The sequence below is a fragment of the Paenibacillus sp. J31R109 genome, from assembly GCF_059692055.1.
The window spans coordinates 408,336-428,377 of the sequence record NZ_JCAUAR010000004.1 but is presented as its reverse complement, the minus strand read 5'-3'; the positions used below and the strand labels follow the sequence as shown (position 1 = coordinate 428,377).

16 protein-coding genes are annotated in these 20,042 nt (G+C 46.0%); 11 read left to right on the top strand and 5 right to left on the bottom strand.

Going from position 1 to position 20,042, the window contains the following annotated elements; translation table 11 throughout:
* The first annotated feature begins 30 nt into the window (after positions 1–30).
* The 7 genes from AC58QT_RS14805 (at position 31) to AC58QT_RS14775 (ending at position 9,561) form a co-directional block, all read left to right on the top strand.
* Entirely contained in the window at positions 31–987 is a 957-nt protein-coding gene (locus AC58QT_RS14805; RefSeq protein ID WP_497409730.1) for an ABC transporter permease, read from the top strand.
* Positions 988–997: 10 nt separating this feature from the next.
* Positions 998–1,879 carry a carbohydrate ABC transporter permease gene (locus tag AC58QT_RS14800; RefSeq protein WP_497409637.1) on the top strand — a complete coding sequence of 294 codons (882 nt, stop codon included), beginning with the start codon at positions 998–1,000 and terminating at the stop codon, positions 1,877–1,879.
* 146 nt (positions 1,880–2,025) lie between these two features.
* A complete protein-coding gene (locus tag AC58QT_RS14795) occupies positions 2,026–4,386 on the top strand; it encodes a helix-turn-helix domain-containing protein (RefSeq protein WP_497409636.1) in 2,361 nt (786 codons plus the stop codon).
* 33 nt (positions 4,387–4,419) lie between these two features.
* Positions 4,420–6,045 carry an extracellular solute-binding protein gene (locus AC58QT_RS14790; protein WP_497409635.1) on the top strand — a complete coding sequence of 542 codons (1,626 nt, stop codon included), beginning with the start codon at positions 4,420–4,422 and terminating at the stop codon, positions 6,043–6,045.
* Between the two features lie 102 nt (positions 6,046–6,147).
* Positions 6,148–7,053 carry an ABC transporter ATP-binding protein gene (locus tag AC58QT_RS14785; RefSeq protein WP_497409634.1) on the top strand — a complete coding sequence of 302 codons (906 nt, stop codon included), beginning with the start codon at positions 6,148–6,150 and terminating at the stop codon, positions 7,051–7,053.
* Positions 7,046–8,323: an ABC transporter permease gene (locus AC58QT_RS14780; protein WP_497409633.1), complete on the top strand. Its 1,278-nt coding sequence runs from the start codon at positions 7,046–7,048 to the stop codon at positions 8,321–8,323. The genes AC58QT_RS14785 and AC58QT_RS14780 overlap by 8 nt, the downstream gene beginning before the upstream one ends.
* 107 nt (positions 8,324–8,430) lie before the next feature.
* Positions 8,431–9,561 carry a glycoside hydrolase family 88 protein gene (locus AC58QT_RS14775; protein ID WP_497409632.1) on the top strand — a complete coding sequence of 377 codons (1,131 nt, stop codon included), beginning with the start codon at positions 8,431–8,433 and terminating at the stop codon, positions 9,559–9,561.
* A gap of 165 nt (positions 9,562–9,726) precedes the next feature.
* Here the strand turns inward: AC58QT_RS14775 and AC58QT_RS14770 are convergent, their stop codons facing one another.
* The 4 genes from AC58QT_RS14770 to AC58QT_RS14755 all read right to left on the bottom strand — a co-directional run bounded on the left by AC58QT_RS14770 (position 9,727) and on the right by AC58QT_RS14755 (position 13,080).
* Positions 9,727–9,927: a sporulation protein Cse60 gene (locus AC58QT_RS14770; RefSeq protein ID WP_497409631.1), complete on the bottom strand. Its 201-nt coding sequence runs from the start codon at positions 9,925–9,927 to the stop codon at positions 9,727–9,729.
* 270 nt (positions 9,928–10,197) lie between these two features.
* Positions 10,198–10,875 carry a TIGR00266 family protein gene (locus tag AC58QT_RS14765; protein WP_497409630.1) on the bottom strand — a complete coding sequence of 226 codons (678 nt, stop codon included), beginning with the start codon at positions 10,873–10,875 and terminating at the stop codon, positions 10,198–10,200.
* Between the two features lie 53 nt (positions 10,876–10,928).
* Positions 10,929–12,128: an MFS transporter gene (locus tag AC58QT_RS14760; protein ID WP_497409629.1), complete on the bottom strand. Its 1,200-nt coding sequence runs from the start codon at positions 12,126–12,128 to the stop codon at positions 10,929–10,931.
* A 61-nt stretch (positions 12,129–12,189) separates the two neighbouring features.
* Positions 12,190–13,080, bottom strand: a complete 891-nt coding sequence (locus tag AC58QT_RS14755; RefSeq protein ID WP_497409628.1) for a helix-turn-helix transcriptional regulator — start codon at positions 13,078–13,080, stop codon at positions 12,190–12,192.
* Positions 13,081–13,237: 157 nt separating this feature from the next.
* On the opposite strand from AC58QT_RS14755, the gene AC58QT_RS14750 reads away from it, so the two are divergent.
* The gene (locus AC58QT_RS14750; protein WP_497409627.1) at positions 13,238–14,635 is read left to right on the top strand and encodes an MATE family efflux transporter; all 1,398 of its coding nucleotides are present in this window, start codon (positions 13,238–13,240) and stop codon (positions 14,633–14,635) included.
* Positions 14,636–14,727: 92 nt separating this feature from the next.
* On the opposite strand, the gene AC58QT_RS14745 is transcribed toward AC58QT_RS14750, so the two are convergent.
* Entirely contained in the window at positions 14,728–15,633 is a 906-nt protein-coding gene (locus AC58QT_RS14745) for an ArsR/SmtB family transcription factor (protein ID WP_497409626.1), read from the bottom strand.
* A gap of 171 nt (positions 15,634–15,804) precedes the next feature.
* Here AC58QT_RS14745 and arfA point away from each other — a divergent pair, with 171 nt between their 5' ends.
* The 3 genes from arfA to AC58QT_RS14730 all read left to right on the top strand — a co-directional run bounded on the left by arfA (position 15,805) and on the right by AC58QT_RS14730 (position 19,958).
* The gene (arfA, locus tag AC58QT_RS14740) at positions 15,805–17,316 is read left to right on the top strand and encodes an arabinosylfuranosidase ArfA (protein WP_497409625.1); all 1,512 of its coding nucleotides are present in this window, start codon (positions 15,805–15,807) and stop codon (positions 17,314–17,316) included.
* 197 nt (positions 17,317–17,513) lie between these two features.
* Positions 17,514–17,849 carry a c-type cytochrome gene (locus AC58QT_RS14735; RefSeq protein ID WP_497409624.1) on the top strand — a complete coding sequence of 112 codons (336 nt, stop codon included), beginning with the start codon at positions 17,514–17,516 and terminating at the stop codon, positions 17,847–17,849.
* Between the two features lie 99 nt (positions 17,850–17,948).
* Positions 17,949–19,958, top strand: a complete 2,010-nt coding sequence (locus tag AC58QT_RS14730; protein WP_497409623.1) for an LTA synthase family protein — start codon at positions 17,949–17,951, stop codon at positions 19,956–19,958.
* The last annotated feature ends 84 nt before the right edge of the window (positions 19,959–20,042 follow it).

Sequence of the window (20,042 nt, the reverse complement as noted above, 5' to 3'; positions counted from 1 at the left end):
AAGTAAACTGGCGAGAGGGTGAGGATGGAGATGGCGAACACACAGCCACTGGAAAGCGTAAAGCTTACGAAGCAACAGACGGGGACAAACAGATATATCCGTGATTTTATCGCTAATAAGTACTTGTACCTCATGATGGTACCAGTGCTCGCGTATTATTTGATTTTCCATTATGCACCGATGTATGGTGCTTTAATCGCTTTTAAAGATTATTCCCCAATGAAGGGTATTCTTGGTAGCGATTGGGTTGGCTTTAAGCATTTCCATGATTTTTTCAGTTCTTTTTATTTTTGGCGCATATTGAAAAATACGCTGGTCATCAGCTTGTATTCCTTGCTTTTTGAGTTTCCAGCTCCGATTATTCTAGCCCTCTTGATCAATGAGGTACGAAGTAAGACCTTTAAGCGTGTCGCTCAGACGATTACGTATATGCCTTATTTTATCTCACTCGTCGTTATTTGCGGGATTATTACGGACTTTACGAATGCGGATGGGGTCATTAACAATATTGCGATGGCCTTCGGGTATGACGGACAAGCGATGCTTCAGAAGTCGGAGTTGTTCCGGCCGATCTACATTTTATCCGAGATTTGGCAACGTATTGGTTGGGAATCCATTATTTATATTGCTGCATTAATGAGTATCGATACCGAACAGTATGAAGCTGCACGGATGGATGGCGCTAGTCGCTGGAAACAGATGGTGTATATCACATTGCCAGGTATAATGCCGACGATTGCGATTATGTTTATTTTGCGTATGGGTAATCTGTTGAATGTGGGCTTTGAGAAAATCATTCTGCTCTATAATCCCGTTACTTATGAAACGGCGGACGTGATTTCCTCTTTCGTCTATCGCAAAGGATTACTGGAGTTTGGATGGAGCTACAGCTCGGCTGTTGGCTTATTTAACTCCATTATCAATCTAATCCTACTCATTACAGCGAATTATATCAGTCGTAAAGTAAATGAAAGCAGCTTATGGTGAGGTGATGTTGATGAGAAAAGGACCAGGTTTTGTAGAAAGACTATTCGATATTGCTATTCATTTGATTTTGACCCTACTCGTTATCGTAACGTTGTACCCTTTACTTTACGTATTATTTGCTTCCTTCAGTAATGCGAATGAATTAGTTGCTCATAAAGGGATCTTATTTAAATCACTTGGCTTTAGTTGGGAAGCCTATAAAGGGGTCATGAAGAACCCTGGCATTCTCATCGGCTACCGCAACACGATGTTTATCGTCGTTGCTGGCGTTATCGTCAACCTTTTGATGACAGCGTTAGGTGCTTACGTACTTTCTAGAAAAAATGTGATCTGGAATAAAGCATTTATGATCATTATCGTGATCACGATGTTCTTCCACGGGGGCTTAATCCCGCTCTATTTAATCGTCAAAAATGTCGGCTTACTCGACACCCTATGGGCGACGATTATTCCATTCTCCATCTCCACATTTAATTTGATTATTATGCGAACAGCATTTATGGCGATACCAGACAGCTTAGAGGAGTCAGCCAAAATCGATGGGGCCAATCACTTTACGATTTTGTTCCGAATCATCATTCCGCTTTCCATGCCTGTCATTGCTGTTATGATTCTGTACTATGCGGTTGATAAATGGAATGGCTGGTTCTACGCATCTATTTTTATCAAAAATCGAGATCTCTTCCCTTTACAGTTGGTACTCAGGGAAATACTTATTTCTAATTCAACAGATGGCATGTCCGTTGGAGCTGATGCGGGTGATCGCTTCCAGATTGGGGAAACCATTAAATATGCGACCATCGTCGTGGCGACATTGCCAATTCTGTGTGTTTATCCATTCGTACAACGCTTCTTTGTCAAAGGGGTTATGGTAGGCTCCTTGAAGGGCTAGACCCTGTAATTAGGGATCTAGTAGCGCTTTTGTCAATCGGATTTGTCATTTTGGACATTCCTCCCCTTGCGAACAGAGGTATAATAGAGTGAAGGAGACAATCCCTTCAGAGGATTTTTCAAGGTGCGCAGCGGGAGGAGATCCATGTGAAGCTTCGATTATTTTGGCCGAAAAGAAAGAGTATTGTATTTACTTGGTTATTATCGTACAGCGCGGTATTGTTCGTGCCAATGCTGATGAGTATTCTCATTTACTCGCAGTCGAGTCATGCACTAAAAAGCGAAATTCATCGTGCGAACGATTCCTTACTCAAACAAGTCCGTTATACGATCGACACACAGTTCGATTTGATGAAACGGTTAAATATGGAAATTACTTGGAATACGAAGCTTCAAAGTTTAATGTACACGAATATACAAACTAATGATGATCAATATCTAGCTTTTCAGCTGGTAAAAGAGTTTCGGATGTATCAAACTTCCTATGCGACGATCGATGAATTCTATGTGACTTGGGATCAGGAAGCTGCAATTCTTCGCCCGGGAAATATGCGCGATCTGCAAACAGCGTTTGATACGATCCACAATACAGGTACCCTCCGATATGAGCAATGGTTGAATACGATTCATCAAGCAACGAATAACCAGTTCATGATCCTTCCCCGCGTAGATGCAGGCCCTTCTTCCTCTTCCATCGCGTACATCACACACTTGCCTAAGGATTTGAATGGGAAACAAACAGGGACAGTCGTTGTGATGGCCGATATGGAACGGTTCGAGAAGGCAATCGAAAGCATTTCAGGGTTTAGCGGCGGACAAATCGTCATCCTTAATCATGACAATCAAGTTCTACTTTCCAATGTGCCTGTGACGGTGAATAAGAATCTCATTTTGGAGCAATTGCAGGATGAGGATAATGTTACGTACAAGCCTTCGCAGGATGGAGAATCAGAGCTTTTCTATATTCAATCTGCTGTGTCTGATCTCAAATATGTACTGATCATTCCAAGTCGCATATATTGGGAAAAAGCGGAATATGTCCGCAAATTTACGTATATCAGCATCCTGATCAGCCTATTTGGTGCAGCGGTGCTGACCTGGTTCTTTCTGCGCCGTAATTACTCACCGATCCAACGTTTGGTTCAATCGATTTCCGATAAAAATGCGTTCGAGGAACGCGTAGATGGGAATGAGCTGCATTTCATTCAGAAAATGATCTCGCATACACGGGATGAGAAGGATCAAATTGCGCTGCAGCTGCAATCTCATCATCATGTACTCCGTTCGAATATGTTAAATCGACTGTTGAAGGGGCGAATCGATTCGCTCGTTTCGTACGAGGAAGCTTTCAAAACTTTTCATATGGATGTGATCTCGAATCATTTCGCGGTCATTCTGTTTGCGGTTGAGAATTCCGATAGTATATCTACGAATTTACCGGGTATGGATATCAGTGAACGTCGAAAATTGATGCAATTCATTATCACGAATGTTGTTGAAGAGCTCGTTGGTCATCGTAAGCATGCTGGTTACGTGGCAGAGATCGACGATATGATGGTGTGTTTGGTGAACTTTGCTGAGACGGATGCAGCCGAGCGGAAGGTTGATCTGGATTGGATTGCTGCAGAAGCACAGCGTTTCCTGACAAGATTCCATATGGATCTAACGATCTCTATCAGTGGTGTTCACCCTGCCTTGGTAGGTGTTGCTGAGGCGTATAGTGAAGCACTGGATGCGATGGAATATAAGATGGTTAGAGGCAAAAGGGAGATCATCACCTACGATGAGATTCGTATCGATACGGCCGATAAGCTGCAGATGGGCTATTATTATCCACTCCAAGTGGAGCAGCAAATTATTAATCTCATCAAAACGGGAGATATTGACCAAGCCTCGGCTAGCATGAACGAGATCATGGGGCGCAATTTTGATAAGCCGCTGGTGTCGCTTACCTTGGCGAGATGCCTCATTTTTAACCTCGTGGGTACGATGGTGAAAGCGATGAATGAGCTTGGGGACGGAACGACGCAGCCCTGGTTAGGGGACAACCCCCTATGGATGGAAAAGATCATTGCGTGCGACACCATCCTCGAGATGCAGCAAGAGCTGCAGTTGCTCCTCGGAGAGGTGTGTGCGTTTGCCGCTTCTAAAATAGAAGCAAACCAGACGAAGGAACGCACGGAAACCTTGCGCGAGCTAATCGCCAAAGTTATGCAATATATTGAGGAGCAGTATCAAGACGCTAATTTGAATGTGAATACGATTGGTGAAAACTTTGCTTTAAGAGGCAGCTATGTATCCAAATTGTTCAAAGATCAGACGGGTGAAGGTTTGCTCGATTACATTACGAAATACCGGATTCAACAAGCGAAGAAGATGATCAGCTACAAGCAAGATTCGATCTCGGAGATTGCCAAGTTAGTTGGCTATAATGAAGTGGCAACCTTTATACGTGTATTTAAGAAATACGAAGGAATAACCCCTGGGAAATATAAAGAAATGAACTGATGATAGCAAGATGACATGCTGGGAGGGAACGGAATGAGCAGACGAGCTAGCAACAAGGCATTATTACTTCTATGTGTGTTCACCATGGGACTCACGGCATGCTCTTCAGAGAGTCCGACGAATTTGACGGCACCGTCAGGGCAGCCAACAACGGCGACTACAAATAAGGAGTCGTCTGTGCCAGCAACGACTAAACTGACCTATTGGTCAGAGTTGAATGGGAATGCCGCCAGTGTGAAAACCAAATTCAAAGATATTCCCTTTTTTCAAGAGTGGCAGAAGCGGACAGGGGTCCAGCTTTCCTTCATACAGCCGTCGGCCAATCAAGCTAAGGAAGCGATGAATGTCTTATTAGCGTCTGGCGACTTGCCTGATATGATGGAGTTCGAATGGGACAGCTTCCCTGGTGGACCTGAAAAGGCGATCAAGGATGGGTATATTTTGAGGCTGAATGAGGTCATTGATAAGTATGCGCCTAATCTAAAGAAGTACTTAAAAGAGCATCCAGACATCGATAAGCAAATTCGGACCGATGACGGCAGCTATTACGTGTTCCCCTTTATCCGTGGTGACGATAAGCTTCGTACGTATCAAGGGCCGATTATCCGGCAGGATTGGTTGAATGAGCTCGGGTTAGAGGTGCCAACGACGATAGAGGAATGGCATACGGTGCTCAAGACGTTCAAGGAGAAGAAGGGAGTTGCAGCACCTTTAACTTTCCTAGGCGTGCCGAATCCGTTATTTGGGATCGAGGGTGGCGCTTTTGTCGGGGCTTATGGGATTCGCAAAGGGTTCTACCTGGACCAGGGTGAGGTCAAGTATGGTCCTATGGAGAAGGGCTATCAGGATTTCTTAGCTACTTTCCGAGCGTGGTATAAGGAAGGATTAATCGATAAAAACATTGCATCCGTAGATACCAAAACGATGGATTCCAATATGGTAACAGGGCGCAGCGGGGCAACCATCTGGAATGCGGGGGCTGGTATTGGGAAGTGGCAGCCACTGGTCGAAGAGAGAAACAAGTCAGCTTTGTTTGCAGCAACCCCATATCCCGTACTCCAAAAAGGGGATAAGCCGAAATTTGGGCAAAAAAGTTATGATTATGTCGGGACTGGTGGCGTAGCGATTTCAAGTAATAGTCAACATGCAGCAGAGGCGGCTAAGTTACTTGATTACGGTTATAGTGACGAAGGACATATGCTCTTTAATTTTGGCATAGAAGGAACGAGCTACACGTTGAAAGACGGCTATCCGACGTACACAGATTGGATCTTACGAAATCCAGATAAGTTAGCACCCTCACAAGCCTTGTCGATGTATACGAGAGCAAGTTATTTTGGTCCGTTTGTTCAGGATGTTCGATATGTAGAACAATATTACACGCTGCCTGAGCAAAGAAAAGCGATTGGGATCTGGGCGGATACGCAAGTTGAATCATACACCCTACCGCAAACGCCGAAGACAGAGCTGGAGAGTGCTGAGTTTTCTTCAATTATGATGGATGTGATGACACTTGTTGATGAGATGTCTCTGAAGATTATTCTCGGTGTTGAGCCGCTAGATGCATTTGATAGCTACGTTAGTAAGATGAAAGCATCCAAAATTGATCGAGCTATCGAGATCCAGAAGTTAGCCTTACATCGGTATGAGAAGCGTTGAGCGCTTCTCTTTTTTTATTTGGCACAGAGAAATTCATTAATCTTCCATTATCATGTAAAATAGTAAGCGTAATCAACTTCGTGACGAAAGGTAGGCTCATGGATGACATACCCTTTAGTTGTTGAACAGGTATCGAAGCAGTACGGAGATAAAACAGCTGTGAATCGGATTGGGCTGCGAGTGAAGCAGGGAGAAATATATGGGTTATTAGGTGCGAATGGTGCTGGCAAAACGACAACGATGCGGATGGTACTCGGTCTTATTTATCCAGATGAAGGTAATATTAAGTGGAATGGGCAAGGCTATCGGGAAGAGCTCCGCAGCTTAATGGGCTATTTACCGGAGGAGCGCGGCTTATATCCCAAAGTGAAAATTAGTGAGCAGATTTTATACTTAGCTGAGCTTCGAGGAATGAAGCGTCGTGAGGCAGATCGCAGCTTGAAGATGTGGTTGGAACAGTTTGAGGTTCCTGACTATTACAACCGTAAGGTTGAGGAGTTGTCCAAGGGAAACCAGCAGAAAATTCAATTCATTGCGGCGGTCATTCATAATCCGGAGATTCTTATTCTGGACGAAGCGTTTAGCGGACTGGATCCCGTGAATGTCGAGCTGCTGAAGAAAACGGTGAAAAGTCTCCGTGATGAGGGGAGAACAATTTTATTTTCCAGCCATCGGATGGAGCATGTAGAGGAGCTTTGTGAGAATATTTGTATGCTGCATCGCTCAAACACCATTCTGCAAGGCAATTTGAAGGAGATTAAAGCGAGCTTTCCGAAGGAAAGAGTAGTACTAGAGACAACTACTAATATTAATGGATTAGAGAGGCTTGAAGGCGTCACATCGGTGAACCAAGGGCTAAATGGGTACGAGCTTCGCATTTCGCAGCCGGAAGCCGCACAGCGTATTTTGCAATATGCCATGGAACATTCCACTGTACAGCGTTTTCAAATCATGGAGCCAACCTTGAATGAAATTTTTATCCAGAAGGTGGGAAGCCAGCATGAATAGTATCTGGACCGTCATTAAATTTACCTACATGTCTCGCTTTCGAATCAAATCGTTTCAAGTGATGACTCTAATCTTGCTAATCCTGGTATCGCTTTTGATTCATCTTCCAACCATTATCAAACAATTCGATTCCGATGAAGCGACGAAAATAGGAATTTTTGGCACGCAGCAAGCGGTTGTGGCATCTAAACTGGAAGCTTTCTTTAAGAATCAACCGAATGCAGAGATACAAATTGTACCCCTTTCCGATCAGGGCAGTGTAGAGGCTAATGAGGTATATGGGAAGCAGCAAATGGCAGATAAGAAAATCAAGGGATACTTAGCGTTCACGGAGGGGAAACAAGGCGGATTCCCGAAGATGATCTACAATTCCACAGGAACGATGGATTCGCCTAAAAATAAGCTGCAAACCGCGCTTCAGCTCATTAAGACGGATATCGTGCTGCAAGGAGCTGGTGTGCCAGATTCACTAAAAACGGATATCCAAACGCCAGTGTCATTGGAGACCGTGCAAATTTCCACATCGGATCAAGCTGCTGTGGGCAAAACAGAGTCCCAAATGAGGTTGTCCTACATGTTGGTGTATATCCTGCTCTTCATGCTTTACATGGGAGCCATTGGATTCGGCAATCTCGTTGCAACGGAAATCACAGCGGAGAAAAGCACGCGCGTTATGGAATTGCTCATTACAAGCGTGTCACCGCTGAAGCAGATGTTCGGTAAAATCATTGGCATTTGCTTGCTGGCGCTATCGCAAATTGCCGCGCTCATCGCCGTAGGCTTTTTGAATATTCAGTTGAGTGATGCTTCGGCCATCAAGGATTTGAATCTCAGTTGGAGCGATTTAGAAATATCCGTGCTCGTCTATTTCTTGATTTTCTACTTACTTGGCTTTTTCATCTATGCGACGATCTTCGCGGCGGTAGGCTCGCTTGTCAGTCGCACGGAGGATGTGGGGCCTGCCATTATGCCAGTTACCTACATCATCGTCGCGGCGTTCATGATCGCTATCTTCGGACTGAATCATCCGAATGCCCCGTTCGTGGTGACGATGTCGTTCGTGCCATTCTTCTCGCCGATGATTATGTTCTTGCGGATTGGCATGACCTCTCTGCCGTTCTGGCAGATTGCCCTGTCAATAGCCATCCAGTTGCTGTCCATTGGTGCGATGGCTTGGCTTGCGGCGAAGATATACCGCACTGGCGTGCTGATGTACGGCAAGCGGCCTAGCTTGAAGGAGCTGCGCAAGGCGATGCGGGCGTATCGGTAGATATATCTCGAAAGATCGTCTTATATAAACAAAAGATTACCTCGTAGTTTTGGAACAAGGATGCACCTATAATTAAGCTTACATTGATTATATTATTGGAGGATCCTATGCCATCATTACGTGAAATTAGTGATTTTATTACAGAAAAAACAAGTCGTAATGCAGCTTCCTTCGGGGATGCGCTGCCTGCTCATACCAAAGAAGGCAAATATGAATTTGCTGAAAATGGTTTTTGGACTGGCGGTTTCTGGACAGGTATGAATTGGCTTTGCTATGAGTTAACCAAGGACGAGACGTTTATGAAGTCCGCTCGTGACTCCTACCCTAGACTGTTAAAACGGATGTATGAGACGCCGGAAACCTTGGATCATGATCTGGGCTTTCTTTACTCCTTGTCCTTTGTAGCTGACTATAAGCTGACAGGGGATACCAATGCGCGCAAAGTGGCGCTTGATGCAGCTGACCACCTCAAGTCCAGATTTAATAGTAAGGGTAACTTCATTCAAGCATGGAATGTTTGGGTACCAGGAGAACCCTTCAGCGAGGAAAATAGAGGCAGAATCATCATTGATTGTATGTATAATTTGCCGCTTCTATTCTGGGCCTCGGAAGAAACGGGAGACGAGGAATACAGAAGAGTGGCGGAGGCACACGCGGATACATGTGCGCGTACAATCATTCGAGAAGACTTTACGGCGTTTCACACCTTCGTCTTTGATCCAGAAACAGGTGAGCCTAAGTTCGGACAAACCTTCCAAGGATTTGCAGATGATTCATGCTGGTCGAGAGGTCAGACATGGGCTATTGGCGGCTACACATACGCTTACAAATATACAGGCAAGAAAGCCTACTTGGACATAGCGCGCAGCTGTGCGAAAGTTTACCTAGACAGAGTAGAGTCGGATTTGGTGCCACTCTGGGATTTTGATGTCACTGATCGCGTGAATGCTTATCGGGATAGTTCAGCTGCGGCAATCGCTGCTGCGAGCTTACTAGAGCTAGCCAAGCACGTTGACGGAGAAGAACAGCAACGCTATGAAAGGTATGCTGTTGAGGCGATTTCTAATTTATATCATCATTACGCTACAAGGTCTGATCGTTCTCATGAAGGATTATTACTCCATGGTTGTGGACATCATCCAGCCAATACGAATGTGGATTGTTCCCTCATTTATGGCGATTATTACTTTGTGGAAGCTGTCGCCAAGTTACAGGGAGTTACAAAAGGTTATTGGTAGAAAGTCAGTCTCCTGCACATCATCTTCACACAACAAAAGGCATTTCGACACTTTATAGGTGTTGAAATGCCTCTTTGTTGTGCGACAGGAACTGGTGATCTGAAACAGCAAGAAGAGCTGTAGAGATGACTGAGAGCAGTCTCTATCTTCGTGTAAACAACTCGTTTACTTAGGATTACTTTCTCCCGATTTATAAACGACAAGGATTGCACTACGTTGAAAACCCACACCGCTTGGGGATGACTTCAAGATGGAGCCATAGCAAACATTAACAATTTGTTCTTCTTTCAATTCGGCTAGAAACTGATTAGCTCTTGTCTCCGCATAAGACGCATCCGTATCTAAAAACTCCTTTACCTGAATCACTGCGAATTCCTCCCTAAATGGATTGATGAGTATGTACAACGGATATTACAGAAGACTTCACCTATACGCAAAGTAATTAGATGAGATGTACGATACCCATAAAAGTACAACAAGACATCCCGCAAAAAGCGGAACGTCTTGTTCTCTTGACCATATCACTTTATCTAATAGGTGTCAAATGATCAGATGAGGGGCACTGCTCGCCGCGCAACTAACCAAAGAAGCATGCAAGACGTAACCGTCTTCGCATGCTTCTTTGTCATTGCTGCCTTATCTACCCGGCAGCAGCTGCTTGATCCAACCGCCGAAGCTCTTCGGATTCCGCGTTTGGATGAGCACGACGCCTTCGCCGCGGAATCGGCAGACGACGCCTTCGCCGCTCGTAAGGCTGGAAATCCAGCCTTTGGAGGCTTTTTCAATCGTATAAGGCGTATAATCCGGCCAAGCAACCAGATGCCCGTTATCGATAACCACCTCTTGGCCTGGCGCCAAGTTAATCGCATGGATCGCACCGTAGGAGGAGAGGAACACGGTGCCTCGACCGCTAATTTCGACGATGAAGAAGCCTTCGCCGGACATGAAGCCGCTCGCTAGATTCTGCATCTTGGTGTTCACCTGAATGCCTGAAGTGCCGGCAAGGAAGCCATCTTTTTGGACATAAAGCTTGTAGGTACCATCTAATTCAACGGCTTCAATATCACCGATAACAGCAGGTGCTAGGAGCACCTCGCCGGATCCTCGGCTGGGACTCAATTCCTGGAAGAAGAAGCTTTCGCCGCTGAGCATCCGTCCAAGACCGCGCATAATGCCACCATCTGCTGTTCCTTTAAGTTCAATATTCGGGGACATGGAGACCATCGCGCCGGACTCGGCTTTAATGTTCTCACCAGCTTCAAGCTGCACACGCAGCATCGGAAATGCACCTTTATATAAGATTTCGTGTTTCATCGGTATCCTCCATCATCTAATTATTGGTAGATTAACATAATTTCCTTATATGTCTACGCGGTTTTGGGCTGAGTGGTTGCATCCAAGCTGCGATTCGTATACACGAACACGGCACAGATTAGCAATATACTCATCGTTACAAAGAACACAGAAGTGAAGCCGTATTCCGCTGCCAGATGACTGCCGAGCAAGGGGCCAATGAGATTTCCAAGGAACAGCGATGACGTATTGAAGCCATAGGCGGTGCCTTGAATCTCAGGTGCTGCAAGCTTCATGACTAAAGCGTTCAGCGAAGGAATCATCCCGCCGATGAACAGTCCCAGCAGGAATCTGCCGATGAGCAGCGTCGTAATATTGGTGGCAAAAGCCTGCGGTATGAAAGCGACAGCCGCCATCGTGAGGGCAATGACCAGCGTCATGCGCTGCCCGATTCGGTCACCTAACCGACCCAAGGTCGGAGCTCCGAATAGATTGGCGATGCCCGTGATTGCGACGATAAGCCCGGCGAAGAAGGCTAAGTGCGCTCCCGTGTATAAGGTTTTGGCATATACCGTTACAATCGGCTCGATACTCATCATACCGATCTGCGTAATCAGTGATGCAGCAAACACAGGCAGCAAGGGGCGGAACAAGCGCCACGGCGTCCGCTGTCGTACCTTTTTCGCGGTGACAGGCTTGCGCTCCTCCTTGATGAACAGCATGACGATAAGGCTGGCGCATAGCATGAGTCCTCCTGTGAAGAAGAACACGTGGTGGTAGCCGAGAAAGCTGGCTAGTACGCCACCGATTAAAGGGCCGATGAGTGTGCCTGCGATAGCACCAGTTTGCAAGGTGCCAAGCGACTTACCCGAATGTTCTCGGGGGGTCAACGAGGCTTGCAATGAAACCGCCATCGAGATGAAGCCGGAGAAGAAGCCATTCAACAATCTCAGCGATAGCAGCTGCCAGGGCGATGTAACAATGCCCATTAGGGCGGTGACGATGGCCATTCCGAAGCCGGCGCGCAGCAGCATGATCTTACGCCCGCGTCGATCGGCAATGGCTCCCCATAGTGGCTGGGTCAAAAAGGAAGTGATGAATTGGGCAGCTACGATCCAGCCTGTCCAACGGACAATATCATCTAAGTCGTGAACCCCTAACTCCCCGATGTAGAGAGGTAAGAACGGAAGAACTAGATTCATGCCACATGTAATGGAGAAGTTCGCACCCCAAAGTATCCATAATGACTTTTTCCAATGTAAGGGGGTTGCCATGACGTGGACTCCTTATCCTTTTTTTTCTCAGTATAGCATAAATGGCTCGATCCCCAAGCATTTAGGACCCATGTGCGAACTGCTGCCGGTACGAGCGAGGCGACATTCCTTCGAGCTTGGTAAAGCTTGCAGCGAAATAAGCGGCCTGTTCAAAGCCAACTTCCTGAGCAATGTGGGCAATCGGGAGCTCCGTTTGTAGAAGCAATAGTTTGGCATGACTTACCCGTAATTTAAGCAGATAGGTTAAGGGAGAGCAGCCGTATTCTTTTTGCATGCAGCGAGCTATGTACACAGGATGGAAATTGAGCTCATCCCCCAGCTGTTTAGCGGTAACCGATTCTCGGAAATGCTGCCTTAAGTAGGAGGCCGCCTTCTCAGCGCAGGCCCTGGAGGCAGATGCATGAGCGGTCTCTGCGGAGGCAGCCAATTGATATAGAATCTCCTGAAATAACTGCTGCTGGGCAAAACGAACACTGTTCACGTGCGCACGAGGCTGGAGCTGTAGCAGCTGATCAAGGACTTCATACATTTTCTCAGGGTGCTGGAGTGTCGTAAATTGCGGGATGCGCATGGTGAAGGGTTCCACGGCGAAGGCTTCCACCACGGCATCCTCTGGAGCAGGATCCTCTAAAGAAACAGTTGCAACGGCGCTCGGCTTCATTAACTCCCAAGCACCGCCTACATGGAAATGCAGCCAGTAGGTGTAGGTAAGTTCCTCACATACTTTGGTCGCGAAATGGTAGCGATCAGGCCGTAAAATGACAGCCTGCCCGACCCCAACCTCGAAACGTTCATCCTCTTCACCGATGTAGAAGCAGCCGGAAGTTGTGATAAGCAAATCAAATACTTGGATGTTGCTGCGACTGGGGTGCTGTCCTCCCTTGGGAATACTGTTATATCCACTCGCGATATAGTGGGGCAGAGGAGGAATCGTGATCTCAAGAAATGCCATAATACCACCTTCTTTAATTCTGTGTAAAAGTTGGAATTGTATAAGTTTCAGTTGCGATGTTGATACATGAATCCAACTATAACAGCTATAATTTGAACTGACTAGTAAGTTTCATTTACATAACAAATAGCGAAGTATACTGGATGGTGGCGTGAACATGACGACTGAGAAAAATAAGTTTTCCTTATGGATTCTAGCATGGCCTATATTTGTCGAATTACTGCTTCAACTTCTCTTAGGCGCGGTGGATACGCTTATGGTAAGCCGTGTCTCGGATGATGCGGTAGCCGTAGTTGGTTTGGCGAATCAAATCTTTCAGGCAGTGATGATTTTATTTATGACAGTTGCAAGTGGGGCAGGTATTCTCATTGCTCAGAAAATTGGAGCCAAACAACAAGAAGCCGCACGAACGGTTGGGATTATGGCTGTCACAATTAGCGGATTGATTGGTGCCATACTCAGTTTCATCCTGTATGTCGAAGCTGTTCCTTTAGCGCGACTGTTTCAGTTAGAAGAGCGGTTGCTCCCGCTAGCACATACGTATATTTCAATTGTCGGCAGCGGCATGGTGTTAACTGCATTGACGGCTACACTCAGCACGGCCATTCGGAATACAGGGAACACGAAGGGGCCCATGATAACCGCGATCGGGATGAATGTCATTCACGTCATTTTGAACTATGTATGGATTAATGGAGCCTTCGGATTCCCACAGCTCGGCTTAACGGGTGTTGCCATTTCTACGCTAGTGAGTCGGTTACTTGCGACTTGTTTGCTGCTTTATATGTTTGTTACTGCCTTTGAGCGAAGAATCAGATGGCGTGATCTTGCTATTTTTAATCGAAAGTTATTTGGTGAAATTATCAAAATCGGCTGGCCGCTCGGCGTCAATATGTCGTCATGGGTCTTATCGCAGCTGGCGATTTATAGCTTTTTGGCAACGATGGGGGCTGCTGCTTTGGCGGCGAGAACGTATATGAATACGCTGGAATCTATCTGCTTCATGCTGGGTTATTCGATTGCTTTATCGGCTCAAATCCAGATTGCCCATCTATATGGCTCAGGGCATACACAGGCCGTATATAAAGCAGGCTATCGCGGCACCTGGATTGGACTAGGCTTAGTCGGGTTCAATAGTATTCTTCTTTTGATTATCGGAAAAAGCTTTCTCGGTTTCTTCAGTTCAGACCAAGGTATTATCGATCTAGCACTCTCTTGCCTTGTACTAAGTGCGATACTTCAGCCAGGCAGGATGATCAATATGGGCTTTGGTAATGCGCTGAATGCGATTGGTGATACACGATTTAATATGGTGATCTCGTTGTTTTCAATGTGGGGTGTCGCTGCGGGGCTTTCTTATGTCTTGGGGTTACACTATGGTCTAGGATTAACGGGGATTTATATAGCGATGATGTGCGATGAGTATCTTCGCGGTATTCTGGTAGCTATCCGTTGGCGGCGAAAGAAGTATTTACGCATGGCGGAAGGAAAGGCAAAGGTTGTTGATGCTTCAGGAGGGATAGGAGGGGAAATTCGGAGTGTGCATAGTGCTTAACTAGGGCACCAACGTAAGTTGCTGGTGCACAAATAAGAGAGGGGAACAAGAGTGACAAGTCACTTGTGTTCCCCTCTTGTGTTCCATGTCAGTTAACTCCGGTAAGTTCGAAATCGGATGTCTTGGTTGTAGTTGCCGAAGCCTTCTCCATACAACGTCAAACCACCGACATGCTCGGCATGCTCAGGGACTTCCAAGCGTAATATCCACTCGTTGCGGGAGATGGGAAGATCCTGAATGGTCACATCGGAAAGCAGTTGTCCATCGAGAAAGGTCCCCTCTTCGGTGATGCGAAGCACCTTTAACCAACCATACTGGTTCGTATAGTCCGACCACCAAGCTGGGGTGAGTTGGCCGCGGCCATCCCCAGAATCGCCAGGGCTTGTCCAGTAGCCTAGCAATGTGTCATTCACATAGAAGTGAATGTCGGATGGCCAATTGGCTGCGATACCTGGTGCTTCGGAGCCTATCTCCAGTGAGATTTCGATCTCCTCCAGCTCTTGTCCTGCGAGCATATAGTTGGGAACCCGGTACTCAACGAAGCCTTTGCCAAACCATAGAATCCTAGCATGCATACGCTCTGGCTCAAAGAAAAAACGAGGATCGTCAAACTGACCGATCAGCCGATCTTCCGTCGCTAATCCACAGGTCGGATGAACCTCGAACCGCGTATAGTGACCGACGGGAATCGATACTTCGTTGAATAAACGCCTTTCTTCAGTCGACTGAGGAAGCTGGATGTCAATACGCGAGAGGGCGAGTGTACAGATTTTGTGCGTACCGCCTTGCTTGCGAACGAGCTTCGTATGGATGAGTCCGCCAGACTCCAGTTTCTTCACATGCATCGTCACGATGGCACTGCTTAATGAGAGCCGCTGAGCTAAATCCTTCACGTTCATCTCTTGCTCAGCTAATAACTCCAATATGTTAAGCCGCACATCGCTAGCCAAGGCTTCGTACAAAGGCAGCCATTTGCGGTCTGTTGTCGTATGAATCATGCCCACCAACTCCTTTTCTAACTGATTATAACTGATTAACATAAATGTGAATGCAACGGAAACGGTGGAGGGGTCTTGATCTTCCATCATTTTTATTGTTTAATATGATCATACATAATAATTATATTAACTGATTCATATTTTTATTAATTATACGATGAGGTGATCGTTATGTCTATGAAAGCAAGCATGATCATTGATAAGGATTTTGTAGTAGGAGAAGTGGATCCTCGTCTGTATGGTTCCTTTATTGAGCATTTGGGACGCGCGGTATACGGCGGTATCTATGAACCTGGGCATCCGCAAGCCGATGAGCAAGGGTTTCGAGGAGATGTGTTGGAGTTAGTTAAAAGTCTGCAAGTACCGATCGTTCGTTACCCAGGAGGAAACTTTGTATCCGGTTACAATTGGGAGGATGGTATCGGGCCTCTCGATCAACGTAAGAGACGTCTCGATCTTGCTTGGCGCACAATTGAGCCGAACCTAATCGGTTTGAATGAGTTTATGGATTGGTGCCGCAAAGCAAATACAGAAGCTATGATGGCCGTGAATCTGGGGACTCGCGGTCCTGATGAAGCAAGGGATATTATCGAATACGCGAACATCACAGGTGGCACCTACTGGAGTGATTTGCGAATCTCCCATGGCTATCGTACACCGCACAAAATTAAAACGTGGTGCTTAGGCAACGAAATGGATGGTCCTTGGCAAACAGGAAGCAAAACCGCTGTCGAGTATGGTCGTACCGCCTGTGAGACGGCCAAAGTCATGAAATGGGTAGATCCTTCGATTGAACTTGTCGCTTGCGGAAGTTCAAGCTTAACGATGCCTACCTTCCCAGATTGGGAAGCAACCGTACTTGAGCATACCTACGATCATGTTGATTATATTTCGCTTCACCAGTATTACGGCAATCGTGAACAGAATTCAGCGAATTTCTTGGCTCAATCCTTAGGCATGGATCGATTCATCCACACGGTGATTGCAACGGCAGATTACGTTCAGGCTAAGAAGCGCGGCAAAAAGAAAATCAATCTCTCCTTCGATGAATGGAATGTATGGTATCACTCTCACGATGCAGATCGTAAAATCGAGCCTTGGTCTATCGCACCGCCTCAATTGGAGGATATTTATAATCATGAAGATGCGCTTCTAGTGGGCTGTATGCTGATTTCCATGCTTAAACGTGCGGATCGTGTCAAAATGGCTTGCTTGGCTCAATTGGTTAATGTGATTGCTCCGATTATGACGGCCAATGGCGGTGCGGCTTGGAAGCAAACGATTTACTATCCTTATCTTCATGCTAGTGTATTTGGCCGCGGAACGGTCCTTGTACCGCTCATTAAATCGCCAAAATATGATGCAAAAGACTACACAGATGTCCCTTACCTGGAGGCTGTTGCTGTACATAATGAGGAAACATCGGAGTTGACGATCTTCGCAGTGAATCGCCATCTGGCCGAAGCGCTCCCTTTGGAGATGGATCTTCGCAGTTTTAGCGGGTTCAACATCGCCCAGCATATTGTATTAGAGCATGAGGATCTCAAGGCGACCAATACGTTAGAAGCGCCGGACCGCGTAAAACCACATTCCGCAGGGAATGCGAAGATTTCTTCGAATGGGCAGATTGAAGCTGTTCTAGGGAAGGCGTCTTGGAATGTAATACGTCTTAAATTGGTATAAAAGTCTTAGGATACCGAAAACTTATATTCTTTGTCATGTGCTAAAAAGTCGCGTTTGGTACCATAATAGTCATAGGAAAAACCTCTATCGTACAACGTACACGAGGTATTCCAGGTGACGGTGCCCGCGGCTTTTCTTTCTTTTCCAATCTAGGCTCTGGTATGATGAGAGAAATGAGATTGAAGGAGTTAGGGCACATGAAAATGAGAGTAAGTTGGGTTGGGGGATTCTTGTTGGTAGCTGCATTAGGCTTAACCGCTTGTGGGGGAAATCAACCAGCGGCTACACCGAGTGCAAGCGTTTCTGCCAATGTGAATGTTTCAAAGATATATCAGAACTATTGTATCTCGTGTCATGGTAATCAATTACAGGGCGGGCAAGGTCCTAATATCCAAAAAGTGGGAGAACGCCTCGATGAAGCTGAAATTGTAAAACGGATACAAAAGGGTGGTGGCGGGATGCCGCCGTTTCAGGTCACGATGAAAGAAGAGGAATTGAAAGCACTTGCAAGTTGGTTGGCTGGTCTTAAGTAATTGTAAATAACTGGTATGATTAAGGTTACGTTAAGGTTAGCTACATAATTTCTTCACAATTGACATTTACAATTAGGGGCATGAGGAGAGTGATGTAAGATGCACTTGAATTTGAAGCCCCGGAAGCGTCTTTCGAGTAAAAAGAGCTCAAGCCGTCTGGGAGCATCGATTTCACTAGTTTTATTTATGATCGGATTACCAATTCTGTCTGTCGTAGGTATGGAGTTTCTTGAGCGTGGCAATTTTGCCGAAACTATGCAATGGATTACAAGTAATCAACCTTTATTTGTGCTAAACGTAGGTTTATCTTTCTTCCTTCTCGCCTTTATTTATGCCCTTGTTGGGTCATTGGCGATCTCCGGCTCCATCTCGACCTTAATTCTTGGTCTGATGGCAATTATCTCGTATATGAAAGTGAAAATGATCGGGGAGCCGTTCTTCCCTTGGGATATATTGCTAAATAAAGAGAGTATGGACATTGCATCGCTAGTTACGGGTAAAGCCGCATTAATTCGAATAAGTGCGGTTGCGGCAGCGATTCTCATCGTTCTTGCACTTAGATGGATCATTCCGCGTGCTACAATTCCAGTCATCGCTCGAATCGGTTTAGGGCTTTTTTCGCTCTATGCCTTGTATGCATTTGGGATTAAAACACCTTTGGCAGGCAAAGTGTTAGACCATGCAGGCGTGAACGAAATTGTATGGGATCAGCAGCAAAATTACGCGAACAACGGCCTTACACTTGCCTTCACACTGAATGTGAAGAACTCGATTGTACAGAAGCCGGATACGTACAGTGAGCAAGCACTGGCTGCGGCCGCGGCGAATATTCAAGAGGCAGCCGTACAAAAAGATGCAGGCGTTCGTAAAGCGAAAGCTACGCTTGCTGACGGGAAACAGCCGAATGTTATTTTCGTTATGAGCGAAGCATTCTGGGATCCAACCCTACTAGAGAATGTCACGTTTAGCGAAGATCCACTTCCGACAATTCACCGTCTGCAGAAGGAGTCAAGTTCCGGTTATTTGCTTTCCCCTCAGTATGGAGGCGGTACGAGTAACGTGGAATTTGAAGTGTTAACGGGGAACTCGATGAGCTTCTTACCTGGTGGGTCCATTCCGTATCAACAGTACATTTCTAAGCCAGTTCCAAGTTTGGCGAGTTATTTTGCTGATCATGGCTACAAAAGTATGGGGATTCACTCCTACGAAGGATGGTTCTGGGATCGGAATTCTGTCTATAAGCAGCTAGGTTTTGAAGCTTTCAAAAGCAGCGAGCACTTCGATAATCCGGAAATGAAAGGTTATTTTATCTCCGATGCAGAAGTGGCAAGAAACGTGATTAGTGAAGTAGATAAAACGGAAAATCCGATGTTTATCTACACCGTTACGATGCAAAATCACGGACCTTACGATGACCCTCGCTATGGAGAAAATCAGTTCAAAGCAACAGGCAATCTATCTGCGCAAGCAAAAAGTATTCTAGAAACGTACACGCAAGGTGCGCATGACGCGGATCAAAGCTTGCAAATGATGATCGATCATTTCAAGGATTCGGATGAGCCTACGCTGATCGTATTCTACGGTGACCATTTACCGATGTTAGGCATGGATTATCAGGTATATAAAGAAGCAGGCTTCATCTCAACAAGCGATGCTAACAAGTGGTCGTTGGAAGAAATCAAGAAGATGCATAGCATTCCCCTAGTAACGTGGTCTAACTTCGATATGCCCAAACAGGACATTCCACTCTTGAGTGATTCCTTCCTAGGTGCACACGTTCTGGATATGCTTCATATGGAAAAGCCAGCGAATTTCGCATTGGATGCTGAGTTGGCGGGGCAAGTACCAGGCTTACTAAGCAATCTGATCGTTGATCAGGATGGGCAACTGCATGCAACTACGCCGGAATCCGCGGCATCATTAATAAATGACTATCGAAACGTGCAGTACGATTTAATGTTCGGCAAGCAATACTTGGCCGACTATTTGGATCATGATTATTTGACCAAGGGTACGCAAGCGGACTATAACGCCGAATTTGGCACTACGGAAGCTGCAAAGTCCGAGGCTCAAGGCAGCAATGACACCAAGCAGCCAAGTACACAGTAGTGTAGTTTGGATAAAAAGGCCGTCTCTTCAAGTAGAGGATACTTGGGGGGCGGTCTTTGTGTGTTTTTTGGGGAACCCACACCC